Raw genomic sequence first — 13,336 nt, forward strand, 5'->3', positions numbered from 1 at the left:
CCACCATGGCATTGGCAGTCAAAAATCCCCAGACCTGGATCGGGCTGGGCACGCTGGCCGTGGGCGCGGCCATGGCCTGGGGGGCCACCGGTATCAGCTCCGATGCCGGGTACGCGGGTGTGGGCCCGAACTTTCTACCCTGGGTGGTGTCGCTGGCTTTGGCGCTGTTTGGCGTGTGGCTGGTGTGGGAGGCGGGCAGCGGCGGCTTTCGCTCCATGGAAGAAGCCTCGGGGGCCGCGCGGGCCGACTGGTCGGCTTTTGTCTGGGTGTCGGTGGGCATTTTGGCCAACGCCGCGCTCATCACCACCATCGGCTTTATTTTGAGCTGCACCCTGTGCTTTGTACTGGCGGTGCGCGGCTTCAAGTCGGCAGAGGGGCGCAGAGACGCATCGCTGCGCAGCTGGGCCAAAGACGCGCTGGTGGGCGCGGCCATCGCCGCCCCGGTGTATTGGATGTTTAGCAAATTGTTGGCCATTAACTTGCCGGGCCTGACACACACGGGGTGGTTGTGATGGATGTTTGGAACCTGCTTTTACAAGGCTTTGCCACGGCGGGAACGCCGGTCAATCTGCTCTGGGCCCTGCTGGGCTGCACCCTGGGCACCGCCATTGGCGTGTTGCCTGGCATCGGCCCGGCCACTGCTGTGGCGATGCTGCTGCCCATCACCGTCAAGGTGGAGGCCACGGCCTCGATGATCTTCTTTGCGGGCATCTACTACGGCGCGATGTACGGCGGCTCGACCACCTCCATCCTGCTCAACACACCGGGCGAATCCGGCTCCATGGTCACCGCCATGGAGGGCAACAAAATGGCCAAAAACGGCCGTGCCGGTGCGGCGTTGGCTACGGCGGCCATCGGCTCGTTTGTGGCGGGCACCATCGCCACCGTGCTGGTCACGCTGTTTGCGCCGCTGGTGGCCACCTACGCGGTGCGCCTGGGCCCACCGGAATACTTCATGCTGATGCTGCTGGCCTTTACCACCGTGAGCGCCGTGCTGGGCAAGAGCACGCTGCGCGGCCTGACCTCGCTGTTCATCGGCCTGGCCATGGGCTTGGTGGGGCTGGACCAGATCACCGGCGCGGCGCGCTACACCGGCGGCGTGTCGGAACTGATGGACGGGCTGGAAGTTGTGCTGATCGCCGTGGGTCTGTTTGCCGTGAGCGAGGCCTTGTACAACGTGATGTACGAGGGCCGCACGGTGGAAACCGCCAACCCCATGAGCCGGGTGCACATGACGGCCAGCGAATGGAAGCGCTCCTGGCCGGCTTGGTTGCGCGCCACCTGCATCGGCTTTCCGTTTGGCACCATTCCGGCCGGTGGCAGCGAGATCCCGACTTTTCTGAGCTACGCGGTGGAGAAAAAAATCTCCAAGCACAAGTCCGAATTTGGCACCACCGGCGCAATTGAGGGCGTGGCAGGCCCCGAGGCGGCCAACAACGCGGCCATCACCGCTACGCTCATCCCGCTGCTGACCCTGGGCATTCCCACCTCCAACACGGCGGCGATTTTGCTGGGCGCGTTCCAGAACTACGGCATCCAGCCCGGCCCGCAGCTGTTCGACACCAATGCCAACCTTGTCTGGGCGCTGATTGCCTCGCTGTACATCGGCAACGTGATGCTGCTGATCTTGAATCTGCCGCTGGTGGGCCTGTGGGTCAAGCTGCTGAAGATCCCCAAGCCCCAGCTGTACGCGGGCATCCTGATCTTCGCCACGGTGGGTGTGTACGGCATGCGCCAGAGCGCGTTCGACCTGGTGCTGCTGTACGGCATTGGCCTGCTGGGCGTGGTGATGCGGCGCTACGACTTCCCCACCGCCCCGGTGGTGGTCGGCATGATCCTGGGCCCGCTGGCCGAGGCGCAAATGCGCAACGCGCTGTCCATCGGCGAAGGCAAGTGGACGGTTTTCCTGGAACGCCCCATGTCGCTGATCTTGTTGGTGGTGGTGCTGTCGGTGCTGCTGCTGCCCCGGATGCTGAAGATGCTGGGGGCTCGCAAGGCGTTGGCCTAGAACCATTTGCTATAAAGATAGTAGCTGCTAGCGCAGTTTTTATATGCGCTAGTGGCCTATTTCATGCATAAAAAAGCCGCATCGCTGCGGCTTTTTTTGTGTGGCTAGGAAGCCGATTATTTCAAATGCTTGCCGATCAGGCCGGCCATTTCGAACATCGTGACTTCGTCTTTGCCGAACACGGCCTTGAGCTTGGCATCGGACTTGATGTTGCGCTTGTTGGCGGGGTTTTGCAGGTTTTGCTTTTTGATGTAGACCCACAGCTGCTTGACCACTTCGGTACGGGGCAGGGGTGCCGCGCCGACGACCGCAGCCAGTTCTTTGCTGGGGGTCAGGGCCTTCATGAAAGCCGCGTTGACGGCGCGCGCTGGAGCAGCAGCAACCTTCTTGGCGGGGGCGGTCTTGACCGCTACTTTGGTGGCCGGTGCCGTGGTGGCGGGGGCCTTGGCTGCAGGAGCAGCTTTCTTTGCAGGAGCAGCAGATTTTGCTGGGGCTTTTTTTGCAGTTGCCATGATGTTCAGTCCTTGTTGGAGTTAGGTTCACACCAGCGAAAAACGTCGTCTTCACCGGCAGACCACGATGCTAATGGAGAAAAAACCGGTTTCCTATAGACCGAGCAACTTTTTCGCACCTGTGGGCCGTCTTTTCATTGGTAAATGGCCTTGGGAACCCTGGTTTTCAGTGCCTGCGCGATTTTTGCCCCGCCACCAGGATGCAAACCACCCCCAGCAGGATCACTGCACAGGCCCGCCATTCGCGTGCTGTCACCACTTCTCCGGCCAGCACCACCCCCAAAAACAGCGCAATCAAGGGGTTCACAAACGCGTAGCTGGTGGCCAGCGCGGGCGTGGCGTGGGCCAGCAGATACAGGTAGGCGCTGAAGGCCACCAGCGAACCGGCCACCACCAGGTACAACCAGGCCGCAGTCGCTGCGGCCGTAGGGGGCCAAGCAGGTTGCTCGCCCAAGGCCAGGGACACCAGCAGCAGCGCCGCGCCGCCGCACAGCATCTCGCTGGCAAAGCCCACCGGCCCCTTGGCCAACGGCAGCCGGGTGGTGGACAGCACCGAGCCCAGCGACCAGGCCAGTGTGGCCCCGGTGATGCACAGCAGCCCCACGGGCGCGGCCGCAAAGCTGGCCCCCTGCACCAGCAGGCCCACGCCGACCAGCCCGGTGGCCATGCCCAGCAGCTCCAGCCGGGTAGGGCGCTGGCCAAACAGCAGGCCCCAGCCGCAGGTCAGCATCGGCACCACGGCGATGAAGGTGGCGATCAGCCCCGAGCCGATGTGCAGCGAGGCCTGCGCCGTCAGACCCATGCCGCCGCCCAGCATCAGCACACCGATCACCAGCGCGTTGCGCCACTCCCGGCCGCTGGGCATCGCCTGGCCGCGCGCCAGCAGCCAGGCCATCAGCAGCCCGCCCGCCGCCAGAAAGCGCGTGCCCATCTGGAAAAACGGCGGAAAACTCGGCAGCGCCAGGTGGATGGCCAGGTAGGTAGAGCCCCAAATCAGGTAGCAGGCCAGCAGGGCGGGTAGCAGCAGGGCGTTGGGGCGGACGGGGAGAGATGCAATGTGTGGCATGGCCATGATCTTAGGTAGACATTCGCGTTACCACCATGCAAGATTGCTGTAAAAATAGTTGCTTAGCCTTTACTTTTAAATTGATTCAGCATGTTGACCGAAGTTACAGAGTTGGATGCCTGCGATGACCGTATCCTGGGCGAGCTGCAGCGCGATGCGCGCATCACCATGGCCGAGCTGGGGCGGCGGGTGCACCTGAGCCAACCGGCGGTGACCGAGCGGGTGCGCAAGTTGGAGAGCAGCGGGGTCATCAAGGGCTACCGCGCCGAGCTGGACCTGGCGCGGCTGGGCTATGGCATCCGCGCCATCATCCGCGTGGCCCGGGCCGAGTACGCCCGGGTGGTCAAGCTGATCGAACAAACCCCCGAGGTGCTCAATGCCTACAACGTCACCGGCGAAGACAGCTGGGTGCTGGAAATTGCCGTGATCGACGTGCGGCATCTCGACGTGGTGGTCAGTAAATTTTGTATCCTTAGCTCTACCTCAACCTCCATCGTGCTGAACGCCCCGCGTGAGAACGCGCTGGTGCTGCCAGCAAGGCGGGAATCCCCACCACCTTCATCCTTATCCATTACCAAGGCGACCCCCAAATGACCGCTACGACCCCGGATTTCTCCACCTGCGACCTGTGCGACGCACACAAGAGCGACCTTACCGGCGTGTTCCGCGTGCTGGCCCCGGCGTTCCGCGACTTTGGCGGCAGCAAAACATTCAGCGGCCAGGTGTTCAACGTGCAGTGTTTTGAAGACAACTCCCTGGTCAAGGCCGCGCTGGACACCCCGGGTAAAGGCCGGGTGCTGGTGGTGGGCGGTGGCGGTTCGCTGCGCCGGGCCTTGCTGGGCGGCAACCTGGGTGCCGCCGCCGTGGCCAATGGCTGGGCCGGTGTGGTGATCGACGGCTGCGTGCGTGACGTGGCAGAGCTGGCCGCGCTGCAGATTGGTATCCGCGCCTTGGCCGCCGTGCCCATGCCCACCGAGAAGCGCAACCAGGGCCAGAGCAATGTAGCGGTGCACATCCAGGGCACCTGGGTGATGCCGGGCGAATGGCTGTATGCCGACGAAGACGGCATGGTGGTGGGGGCCAAGGCACTGGTGTAACGGCTTGCTACATAAAAAATAGCTGCTTATGCTCGCTGTACAAGCACATTCGGCCTATTCCTTATAAATTCTCTCAAGGCAGCCCGAACCCTTGTAGCGCCTCGCGCATCCAGTCGATGAAGACCCGGGTGCGGGTAGGCAGCAGCCGGGCGTGGGGCAGCACCAGGCTCAGGGGCCGGGGCGGCGACTCGAAGTCTTCCAGCAGTATCTGCAGCCTCTGGTCTGCCAGGTAGGGCGCCACCTGGTACGACAAAAACATGCCCACGCCCACACCGGCCACGCAGGCCTCTACGGCGGGGGCGATCTGGTTGAAATCCAGGTTGCCGCTGACGTTGATGCTGAACGGGCGGCCTTTGTCGCCTTTGTCCCCCCTGTCGATGAACGGCCCCCAACTGGGGGTGTTGCCGGTGCGGCGCACGCAGTTGGCCTGTAGCAGGTCTTTGGGGTGCCTGGGTATCCCGGCGCGCGCCAGGTAGCCGGGGCTGGCCACCACCACGCGGCGGATATGGCCCAGGGTGTGCGCCACCAACGACGAGTCCTCCAGCGGGCCAATGCGGATGCCCACGTCGATGCCTTCTTCCAGCAGGTTCACCACCCGGTCGTACAGCAGCACGCTGCAGCGCATCTGCGGGTAGCGCTGCACAAAGCGCGTCACGGCCGGGGCCACATGCATCTGGCCGAACTGAACCGGCGCGGTGATGGTGAGCTGGCCCGCAGGTTCGCGGGCATCGGCCCTCAAAGAAGCCTCCGCCTCCTGCAAGCTGGCCAGTAGCTGGCGGCAACTGTCCAGATGGCGGCGGCCTTCCTCAGTGAGGGCGATGCGCCGTGTAGTGCGCTGGAATAGGCGCACGCCCAGGTCTGCCTCCAGCGCCGCCAGCGCACGCACCACGGCAGGCAGCGACGTACCCATCGCCAGCGCGGCGGCGGTCAGGCTGCCCTGGTCGGCAATCTGCACAAAGGTCTGCATGGCTTTGAGTTTGTCCATGCGGTGCATATTAATCCGTTATGTGGAGTAGTTAAATGCATTCCAGGCCATTTATCTCTGCAGGTGGAATAAACACAATGCATCCCTCTGCAAGCTTTTTAGAAAGAACACCATGTCCATCACGCTCTACCGCCATGCCGTCTCTGGCCACGCCCACCGCGTGCAACTCATGCTGTCGCTGCTGGACCTGTCCTGTGAGCTGGTGGACATCGACCTGCTGGCCGGGGCCCACAAAGCCCCGGCGTTTCTGGCCCTGAACGCCTTTGGCCAGGTGCCGGTGCTGCAGGATGGCGATGTCACCCTGGCCGATTCCAACGCCATCCTGGTCTACCTGGCCAGCCGCTACGCCCAGCCCGGCACCTGGCTGCCCACCGAGCCGGTGGCGGCTGCACAGGTGCAGCGCTGGCTGTCGGTGGCGGCCGGTCCGCTGGCCTTTGGTCCGGCCGTGGCGCGGGTGATCCAGCTATTTGCACGGCCCACCGACCCGTCGGAGGCCATCCAGCGGTCTACCCAGCTGTTCGGCGTGGTGGAGGCGCATCTGCAGCAGTCCGACTACCTGGTGGGCCACACGCCGACGATTGCCGACATCGCCCTCTACAGCTACACCGCCCATGCGCCCGAAGGCAATGTTTCGCTGGAGCCATACCCCCAGCTGCGCGCCTGGCTGGCCTGCATCGAGGCCTTGCCGGGTTTTGTGCCCATGGTGCGCAGCCGCATTGGGTTGCGCGCATGACAGCCGCCTTCCACGCAGGGGAGGTCGCCCTGCAGCAGCGCGCAGGCGTGGCCCAGCGCATGGCCGAAGTGGGGCCGCGCGTCATCCGCAGCTTCATGCCAGACCAGCACCGCGACTTCTTCGCCCAGTTGCCCTTTGTGGTGCTGGGCAGCGTGGATGCGCTGGGCCAGCCCTGGGCCTCTGTGCTGGCCGCGTCACCAGGCTTCATCCGCTCGCCCGATGCGGCCCGGCTGCGGGTGCAGGCCCTGCCTGCCGCGTCCGACCCATTGGCGCGTAATTTGGCCGAGGGCGCGTCCATCGGCATGCTGGGCATAGCCCCCCACACCCGGCGACGCAACCGCGTGAATGGCCGCGTGACTACGCTGGACGGCAAGGGTTTTGGCCTGGCGGTGGAGCAGAGCTTTGGCAACTGCCCCAAATACATCCAGGCCCGCGAGCCGGTGGTCGTGGGGCCTGCCGACCAAGCGGCGGCCATCGTGGGCACGCAACTCGACGCCGCCGCCCTGAGCCTGGTGCAGGAGGCCGACACTTTCTTCATCGCCAGCGCCCATCCCGGCGCAGGGCAAGATGGAGACCACGGTGTGGACGTATCGCACCGCGGCGGCAAACCCGGCTTTGTGCGGGTGGACGTGGATGCCGCAGGCCAGCAGTGGCTGACCGTGCCGGATCTGGTGGGCAACTACTTCTTCAACACCCTGGGCAATCTGCTGCTGCAGCCGCAGGCGGGCCTGCTGTTCATCGACTTTGCCAACGGCGACCTGCTGCATGTTGCCGTACGTGCCGAGATTATTTGGGACGGTCCCGCGCTGGCCCGCTACCCCGGTGCCCAGCGGCTGCTGCGCCTGCAGGTACAGCAGGTGCTGCGCCGACCTGCGGCTCTGGCGCTGCGTTGGGGGAATGCGCAGTTGTCGCCTGCATTGGAAGCTACGGGGGGGTGGTGGTGACAGGGGCCGGCGTGCGCGACGGCAATGTCGCCAGCGCCACGCCCAGCAGCGCCACGCCAAAGGCCAACAGCTGCAGGGCACCCAGGGTTTCACCCAGCACCAGCACGCCGGTCAGCGCGGTGAAGATGGGCAGCAGCACGCTGTACACCCCCGCCTGCGCGGCGGGCACCACGCGCAGGCCGGTCATCCACAGCCACACGGTGCCGATGCTGGCGGCCATGGCGTAGAACACCAGCAGCAGCCAGATGCCGGGGTGCACGCTGGCAAACGGGAACGACAGCGCCAGGTACAAGCCCATGGGGGTCATCAGCACCAGACCCCAGAGGTTGATGAGCGCGCTGATGCGTTTGGGCCCCAGGCTGCCGGTGAGCTTTTTGCCGATCACCGCGTAGGCTGCCTCGCACAGCACCGCGCCAAACACCAGCAGATTGCCCCATAGCTGGTTTTTTGCAGCCAAATCGGCATCTGGCGCAGGTAGTGTCTGCACAAGCTGCTCTGATTTCGATAGTGCCAGCAGCGCAATGCCCAGAACGCCGCAGGCAATGGCCGCCCAGGTGCGCAAGGTGATGCGTTCGCCCAGCAGCAGCCAGCCCAGCAGAGCCACAGAAGCCGGTATCGCCGCCAGAATCACCCCGGCTGACACCGCGCTGGTCAGGCCCATGCCGTACAGCATGCAGATCGAAAACAAGAAGTTGCCCAAAAACGATTCCAGAAACACCAGCCAGCGGGTGTGGGTGGACATGGGGCCCTCAGAGGCGGGCTTTTTCAGCCAGGGCAGCATGGCGATGGCCGCAATGCCAAAGCGCAGCCAGGCCAGCAAAAACACCGGCAAGGCCGCCACCAAGGGTTTGCTGAGCGCAACGTACACGCCGACCAGGGCCATGCCTGCAGCCAGACACAGGCGGGCGGTGAGGGGGGATGGGTGGAACATTGTTTTATCGTTTTGATAGCTGCCAGCGCAGACTGCGCTTGCGCTAGAGGCCTAAAAGGCTTGAAAAGTCAGGTGGCCAAAAATGCGCTAAACCCGTCCAGCAGGCGCTGCACATCCGTCTGCGTGGTAGCGGGCGACACCAGCAGCATGGTGTGGAAAGGGGTGAGCAGCACGCCCCGGTTCAGCAGAAACAGGTGCAGCAGGGCATCCAGCGCGGGCTGGCTGGTGGCATGCACTTCGGCAGCGTTGCGCGGGGGGGCGGCGGTGAATTGCAGCTCCATGCGGGCACCGAGCTGGGTGACGGTCCAGCCCAAATAGTGGGTGGCAATCACGGCACGCAAGCTAGCCGCCAGCGTGTCGGCCAGCGCCAGCATGGGGGCGTAGGTGGTGGGCGTGTGCAGGTGCGTCAGGGCGGCGTGCAAGGCGGCGATGGTTAGCGCATTGCCTGCCAGCGTGGTGCCGATGCCGCTGTGGCCTTCAGGCGCAGCCTGCTTCGCGTCTCGCATGCGTTGGGCCAGTGCGTCGGTAAATCCATACACGGCACACGGCAGGCCGCCCGCCACGGCCTTGCCGATGACCAGCAGGTCGGGGGCTAAACCGTGTACCTTGGCGTAGCCGCCGCAGCCGGTAGACAAGGTGTGGGTTTCGTCCAGCGCCAGCAGCGTGCCGTAGCGCTGGCACAGGGCCTGGGCGGCCGCCCAAAAGCCAGGGTCTGGCAGTACCAGGCCGCAGTTGGTCAGCGCTGGCTCGGCTAGCAGGCAGGCTACCTGGCGGTCGGCCAGGGCGGCTTCCAGTGCGGCCAGATCGTTGAAGGGCACGATGCGGGTAAAGGCGGCGTGGTTATGCACATTGCCCAGCACCGAGGGGCGGGGCACGGTGGTGCTGCCTTGCAGATCGACTAGGGTGTCGTCTACCGCGCCGTGGTAGCAGCCGTCAAACACCAGCAACTGGGGCCTTTGGGTGACGGCCCGCGCCCAGCGCAGCACAAAGCGGTTCGCGTCGCTGGCGGTCAGCGCCATTTGCCACTGCGGCAGGCCAAAGGTGGCGGCCAGCAGTGCGCCGACCTGGGCGGTTTGTACCGAAGGCAGCATGCTGGTCAGCCCGCGCGCCGCCTGCTGGGCAATGGCCTGCGCTACCGGTGCCGGGCTGTGGCCAAACATGGCACCGGTGTCGCCCAGGCAGAAGTCGCTGTAGACCAACCCGTCGGCGCAGGTGAGCTGCGCGCTCTGGGCCTGTTGCACGCACAGGCTGGTGGGGCTGGGCCAGTCGCGCATCCAGTGCAGCGGCACACCAAACAAGAAGTGCTGCGCCGCCTGGGCGGCCAGGGCCATGGAGCGCGGGTGGGTGGCGGTGAAGCGCTGGGTTTCGGTGGCGAAGCGCTGGGCCAATGCGGCCGAGGTCAGGGCGGGGTGGATCGTCGTCATGGGCCCCATTGTTGCAGCGCCTGGTAGCTTGGGCTACCTGGCGCAAAGCGTGCTTGTGTTACGTTTGGATGCAATTTAACCCCTGATGACTGGAGTTTTCCCATGCGCGAGCGAATTTTTGGCGGTGTGGCACCGGGCCTGGGTGCCTGGACCTGCCTGGCCTGTGCCCTGCTGTTGCAAGGCTGTGACAGCCCCCCTGCGACGATCAAGATTGGGGTGGCCCAGCCGTTGACGGGCAACCTGGCCCCGCTGGGGCAGGATTTGCTCAACGGGGTCACGCTGGCGGTGGAGGAGATCAACAAAGAGGGGTTCAAGGTCAACGGCCATCCGGTCATGCTGGAGATCGTGGCGGTGGACGACCGGGCCAATGCCGACACCGGCAAAGAGGTGGCTCACCAACTGGTAGACGCAGGCGTGGTGGCGGTGATTGGCGACCTGAATTCGGGCGTGAGCATTGCCGCCGCGCCCATCTACGCCGCCAAAAACATTGCGCAGATGGCGATTTCCACCAACCCCAAGTTCACCGCGCTGGGCTTACCCACCACCTTCCGGCTGGTGGCCAATGACACCATGCAGGCCAAAGCGATCGGCAGCTATTCCGCGTCCCAGTTCAAAGGCAGCAAATACGCCTTGCTGGACGACGGCACGCCCTATGGCAAAGACCTGGCGGCAGGCGCGGCGGCCCAGTTGTTGGCCGCCAAGAAAGAGATTGTGCTGGCGCAGTCGTTTGACGACAAAACCACCGCTTTCGACGAACTGGCCGCCCAGCTCAAAGCCGCCGGGGCGGAAACCGTGGTCTCCACGCTCAACGACTTCCAGATGCTGGCGCTGCTGGAGTCGTTGAAGAAAATCAACTACACCCAGATCGCCTTGCTGGGCAGCGACACCAGCAAAACCACGCTGATGCTCAAGGGTGGAGGCGCGGGCGCGGAGCAGGGCCTGTTCACCACCTCGCCGATCCAGGAGGCGCGCGAGTTCTCGGCCGGCCCGGCCTTTCTGGACAAGTACCGCGCCAAATTCAAGATTGAACCGGCCTACGCAGGCCACTACACCTACGACGCTACGTATGTGCTGGCGGCGGCCATCCGCCGCACCAAGTCGGGCAAACCGGCGGACATCGTGGAACAGCTGCGCAAGATCGACGGCTACGCCCCGGTCACCGGATCCATGAAATGGGATGCCAAAGGCGAGCTGCGCTACGGCGTGATTGGCGTCTACCGGGCGCGCGGCGGGGCCTGGGAACTGCAAATGCGCTCGGATGTTTGGTAGAGAAGAGTCTTAAGTTTTTCCCCCAAATGGGGGATGAGCCAACAGACGATGCCTTGGGCTGCGTCTATCGTACGTGGGTCATCCAAGACCAACGCAAGGAGATGCAATGCCCACATACCGAAGCCGCAGCGGCTGCGCTGCCCCCGTTGCGGGAAGCGTGCGCGCCCCATCTGCCGACGTGTGCAGCGACTTTTGTGCTGTCGCCCCTAGCCCTGAACTCAAGGCCCAACTCAACAACGACAAGGCCATGGTGCAAACGGCGCAACAAACCGCGGCACATTTGCTGGAGGCTGCCACGGGCATCCGCAGTGTTGCCGGTACCGGCAACACTGCGTACGGGGCAGGGGCGATGGGCATGGCGCAGCCCTTTGTCGATGCCAGCCTGCGCCCCCACCTGGATGGCAGCCCGGTTTACGACCACAGTACCGACCTGCAGCAGCGTATGGTCCGCGGCGACCGCGATGCCAAGCGGGCGTTTGATGCGCCTGTACCCCGATGAAAATTCCGATGAAGCTGCAGCCCGAGCACCCTGGCACCGAGATGGCACCCGGTGTGGTCTTGGTACTGGCCCACGCCAGCGATGCCGGTGCGGCCTCGGTGGCGGCTTCGGTGCGCAATCTGCTCAACGGCACACCGATTGAGGTGTGGACCGTACGGCCCGAAAGCCTGAGCCTGGCCGCCTGGTCGCACACCGTAGACGCGCGCGGCTGCGCCCACACCCGCCTGGTGCTGCCGGGCCGCCCGGCGTTGCACAGCGCGCAGATCCGTGCCGTGTTCAACCGCATCCAGCACCTGCCGGTGCCCCAGTTCAGCCAGGCCCACCCCAAAGACCGCGACTACGCCGCCATGGAGCTGCAGGCCCTGGTGCTGAGCTGGCTGGCCGCCTGTGGCGACTGCGTGGTGCAGCCGCTGCGCGGCCAGCCCTGGCTGATACCGCAGCTGCCCTTGCTGCACTGGGCCAGTGCCGCTGCCCGCTGCGGCCTGCCGGTGGCCACCCGCGATACTGCTGCCGCCCCCGGCCCCTGGGATGCCACCGTGCTGGTGGCGGGCACGCTGTCCACCGGCATCCTGGCCGGTCGGCTGGGCGTGGCCTGCGTGGCCACGGCGCAAAACCTGGGCTTTATGCTGCTGGAGTTTCGATTCAACCGGGGGGCTGGTGGGGCCCTGCTGGTCGATGTCAGCCCCCATCCCGCATTGAGCGACCTGGAAGACATCGACGCGGTGGCCCGCTGCCTTGCCGATCTGGCCGAGCGCATCCTGGTTGAAGAACCCGCATGATCCTCGTCTACGGCCACGGCGATGACCCTCCCATCGAGCGCATCTTGGCCGCACTGCACACCGCAGGCGCGCAGTACCAGTTCCTCGACATTGCCGCCCTGGCCCAGGCCGCGCTGCACCTGCAGGTCGGCCCCCACGGCATGGCGGGCGAGCTGGTGGTGGCCGGTGCATGCACCGCGCTGGCCGACATCCGCGCCGTCTACGCCCGCCCGCTGGAGCCCGCTGCGGCCGACCTGGCTGAGCCCGCCCAAAGGCACGTCCTGGCGCTGCACCGCCAACTGGTCGAATGGCTGGACGTGGCCCCGGCACGCGTCGTCAGCCGCCCGGCGGCCATGCAGGCCAATGCGTCCAAGCCGCTGCAGGCCCAGTGGATTGGCGAGGCCGGGTTTTTGGTGCCCCCCACGCTGGTTACGTCCGACGAGGCCGAAGTCCGCGCGTTTCAAAAAACCCATGGCCGCGTGGTGTTCAAGTCGATCAGCGGCATCCGCTCCATCGTTACCGAACTGGACGACACCTGGCTGTCGCGCATGCACCGCCTGGCCCAGCTGCCCACCCAGTTCCAGGCCCATGTGCCGGGCGTGGACGTGCGCGTGCACGTGGTCGGCCAGCAGGTGTTGGCGGCCCAAATCACCTGCGATGCCACCGACTACCGCTACGCCCACCGCAGCGGTGCCGCCCCCCAGGTGGTTGCCACCACGCTTCCCCCCGCCGTGGCCGCCCAGTGCGTCGCCATGTCCCAGGCCATGGGCCTGCCCCTGAGCGGCATCGACCTGCGTCTGCGCCCCGATGGCCAGTACGTGTGTTTCGAGGTGAACCCGATGCCGGCCTTCAGCTACTTTGAAGCGGAGAGCGGTTTGCCGATTGCGGCGGCGCTGGCGGACTTATTGATGGAATTTACATAAAAAACGGCTTTTGCGCAGATTCTGCCTACGCGAGATGCTCTTTAAATCATAGTAAATGGTGCGGTGTTGCACCGCAGTGGCGCTAGGGCACCAGGGGTGTGCCCGCCGCCGCGCAGATGCGGTGCATGGTTGGCCCACCGGCCATGCCACCATAGCCCATTGCCCTCTGAAAACCTCCTTTTCCAAT

15 protein-coding genes are annotated in these 13,336 nt (G+C 65.1%); 10 read left to right on the forward strand and 5 right to left on the reverse strand.

Annotated features, from left to right (window positions below):
* Positions 1–5 precede the first annotated feature (5 nt).
* Together AC097L_RS00380 and AC097L_RS00385 are read left to right on the forward strand one after the other, a co-directional pair.
* A complete protein-coding gene (locus tag AC097L_RS00380) occupies positions 6–512 on the forward strand; it encodes a tripartite tricarboxylate transporter TctB family protein (RefSeq protein ID WP_479584127.1) in 507 nt (168 codons plus the stop codon).
* Complete coding sequence (locus AC097L_RS00385) at positions 512–2,008, forward strand: tripartite tricarboxylate transporter permease (RefSeq protein ID WP_479584128.1); 1,497 nt, start codon at positions 512–514, stop codon at positions 2,006–2,008. The genes AC097L_RS00380 and AC097L_RS00385 overlap by 1 nt, the downstream gene beginning before the upstream one ends.
* A 116-nt stretch (positions 2,009–2,124) precedes the next feature.
* Here AC097L_RS00385 and AC097L_RS00390 read toward each other — a convergent pair whose 3' ends face one another.
* On the reverse strand, positions 2,125–2,520 hold the full coding sequence (locus tag AC097L_RS00390) for an SWIB/MDM2 domain-containing protein (protein WP_479584129.1): 396 nt from the start codon (positions 2,518–2,520) through the stop codon (positions 2,125–2,127).
* 166 nt (positions 2,521–2,686) lie between these two features.
* Positions 2,687–3,586 carry a drug/metabolite exporter YedA gene (gene yedA / locus AC097L_RS00395; protein WP_479584130.1) on the reverse strand — a complete coding sequence of 300 codons (900 nt, stop codon included), beginning with the start codon at positions 3,584–3,586 and terminating at the stop codon, positions 2,687–2,689.
* A 90-nt stretch (positions 3,587–3,676) separates the two neighbouring features.
* Between yedA and AC097L_RS00400 the strand changes: the two genes are divergently transcribed.
* Both AC097L_RS00400 and rraA read left to right on the forward strand, forming a co-directional pair.
* Positions 3,677–4,180: an Lrp/AsnC family transcriptional regulator gene (locus tag AC097L_RS00400; RefSeq protein ID WP_479584131.1), complete on the forward strand. Its 504-nt coding sequence runs from the start codon at positions 3,677–3,679 to the stop codon at positions 4,178–4,180.
* Positions 4,177–4,683, forward strand: a complete 507-nt coding sequence (gene rraA, locus AC097L_RS00405) for a ribonuclease E activity regulator RraA (protein ID WP_479584132.1) — start codon at positions 4,177–4,179, stop codon at positions 4,681–4,683. Before AC097L_RS00400 ends, rraA begins: the two co-directional genes overlap by 4 nt.
* A gap of 73 nt (positions 4,684–4,756) precedes the next feature.
* Here the strand turns inward: rraA and AC097L_RS00410 are convergent, their stop codons facing one another.
* Positions 4,757–5,668: a LysR family transcriptional regulator gene (locus AC097L_RS00410; protein WP_479584133.1), complete on the reverse strand. Its 912-nt coding sequence runs from the start codon at positions 5,666–5,668 to the stop codon at positions 4,757–4,759.
* 112 nt (positions 5,669–5,780) lie between these two features.
* Here AC097L_RS00410 and AC097L_RS00415 point away from each other — a divergent pair, with 112 nt between their 5' ends.
* Together AC097L_RS00415 and AC097L_RS00420 are read left to right on the forward strand one after the other, a co-directional pair.
* Positions 5,781–6,401, forward strand: a complete 621-nt coding sequence (locus AC097L_RS00415) for a glutathione S-transferase family protein (protein ID WP_479584134.1) — start codon at positions 5,781–5,783, stop codon at positions 6,399–6,401.
* Entirely contained in the window at positions 6,398–7,345 is a 948-nt protein-coding gene (locus AC097L_RS00420; protein WP_479584135.1) for a pyridoxamine 5'-phosphate oxidase family protein, read from the forward strand. The genes AC097L_RS00415 and AC097L_RS00420 overlap by 4 nt, the downstream gene beginning before the upstream one ends.
* Here the strand turns inward: AC097L_RS00420 and AC097L_RS00425 are convergent.
* The gene (locus AC097L_RS00425) at positions 7,326–8,276 is read right to left on the reverse strand and encodes a DMT family transporter (RefSeq protein ID WP_479584136.1); all 951 of its coding nucleotides are present in this window, start codon (positions 8,274–8,276) and stop codon (positions 7,326–7,328) included. The two genes, AC097L_RS00420 and AC097L_RS00425, sit on opposite strands and share 20 nt — an antisense overlap.
* 68 nt (positions 8,277–8,344) lie before the next feature.
* The gene (locus AC097L_RS00430; protein WP_479584137.1) at positions 8,345–9,700 is read right to left on the reverse strand and encodes a transaminase; all 1,356 of its coding nucleotides are present in this window, start codon (positions 9,698–9,700) and stop codon (positions 8,345–8,347) included.
* 102 nt (positions 9,701–9,802) lie between these two features.
* On the opposite strand from AC097L_RS00430, the gene AC097L_RS00435 reads away from it, so the two are divergent.
* From AC097L_RS00435 to AC097L_RS00450, 4 genes are all read left to right on the forward strand, one after another.
* Positions 9,803–10,969, forward strand: a complete 1,167-nt coding sequence (locus tag AC097L_RS00435) for a branched-chain amino acid ABC transporter substrate-binding protein (RefSeq protein WP_479584138.1) — start codon at positions 9,803–9,805, stop codon at positions 10,967–10,969.
* A 106-nt stretch (positions 10,970–11,075) separates the two neighbouring features.
* Positions 11,076–11,468, forward strand: coding sequence for a hypothetical protein (locus AC097L_RS00440; RefSeq protein WP_479584139.1), 393 nt, complete (start codon positions 11,076–11,078; stop codon positions 11,466–11,468).
* On the forward strand, positions 11,465–12,247 hold the full coding sequence (locus AC097L_RS00445; RefSeq protein WP_479584140.1) for a hypothetical protein: 783 nt from the start codon (positions 11,465–11,467) through the stop codon (positions 12,245–12,247). Before AC097L_RS00440 ends, AC097L_RS00445 begins: the two co-directional genes overlap by 4 nt.
* On the forward strand, positions 12,244–13,149 hold the full coding sequence (locus AC097L_RS00450) for an ATP-grasp domain-containing protein (RefSeq protein WP_479584141.1): 906 nt from the start codon (positions 12,244–12,246) through the stop codon (positions 13,147–13,149). Before AC097L_RS00445 ends, AC097L_RS00450 begins: the two co-directional genes overlap by 4 nt.
* Positions 13,150–13,336: the final 187 nt, after the last annotated feature.

Source organism: Rhodoferax sp. RT5P35, from assembly GCF_056521385.1.

Excerpts from the sequence above, each read along its gene's own strand:
- AC097L_RS00380 (WP_479584127.1), top strand. The coding sequence starts at position 6 with ATGGCATTGGCAGTCAAAAATCCCCAGACCTGGATCGGGCTGGGCACG.
- AC097L_RS00385 (WP_479584128.1), top strand. The coding sequence starts at position 512 with ATGGATGTTTGGAACCTGCTTTTACAAGGCTTTGCCACGGCGGGAACG.
- AC097L_RS00390 (WP_479584129.1), bottom strand. The coding sequence starts at position 2,520 with ATGGCAACTGCAAAAAAAGCCCCAGCAAAATCTGCTGCTCCTGCAAAG.
- yedA (WP_479584130.1), bottom strand. The coding sequence starts at position 3,586 with ATGCCACACATTGCATCTCTCCCCGTCCGCCCCAACGCCCTGCTGCTA.
- AC097L_RS00400 (WP_479584131.1), top strand. The coding sequence starts at position 3,677 with ATGTTGACCGAAGTTACAGAGTTGGATGCCTGCGATGACCGTATCCTG.
- rraA (WP_479584132.1), top strand. The coding sequence starts at position 4,177 with ATGACCGCTACGACCCCGGATTTCTCCACCTGCGACCTGTGCGACGCA.
- AC097L_RS00410 (WP_479584133.1), bottom strand. The coding sequence starts at position 5,668 with ATGGACAAACTCAAAGCCATGCAGACCTTTGTGCAGATTGCCGACCAG.
- AC097L_RS00415 (WP_479584134.1), top strand. The coding sequence starts at position 5,781 with ATGTCCATCACGCTCTACCGCCATGCCGTCTCTGGCCACGCCCACCGC.
- AC097L_RS00420 (WP_479584135.1), top strand. The coding sequence starts at position 6,398 with ATGACAGCCGCCTTCCACGCAGGGGAGGTCGCCCTGCAGCAGCGCGCA.
- AC097L_RS00425 (WP_479584136.1), bottom strand. The coding sequence starts at position 8,276 with ATGTTCCACCCATCCCCCCTCACCGCCCGCCTGTGTCTGGCTGCAGGC.
- AC097L_RS00430 (WP_479584137.1), bottom strand. The coding sequence starts at position 9,700 with ATGACGACGATCCACCCCGCCCTGACCTCGGCCGCATTGGCCCAGCGC.
- AC097L_RS00435 (WP_479584138.1), top strand. The coding sequence starts at position 9,803 with ATGCGCGAGCGAATTTTTGGCGGTGTGGCACCGGGCCTGGGTGCCTGG.
- AC097L_RS00440 (WP_479584139.1), top strand. The coding sequence starts at position 11,076 with ATGCCCACATACCGAAGCCGCAGCGGCTGCGCTGCCCCCGTTGCGGGA.
- AC097L_RS00445 (WP_479584140.1), top strand. The coding sequence starts at position 11,465 with ATGAAAATTCCGATGAAGCTGCAGCCCGAGCACCCTGGCACCGAGATG.
- AC097L_RS00450 (WP_479584141.1), top strand. The coding sequence starts at position 12,244 with ATGATCCTCGTCTACGGCCACGGCGATGACCCTCCCATCGAGCGCATC.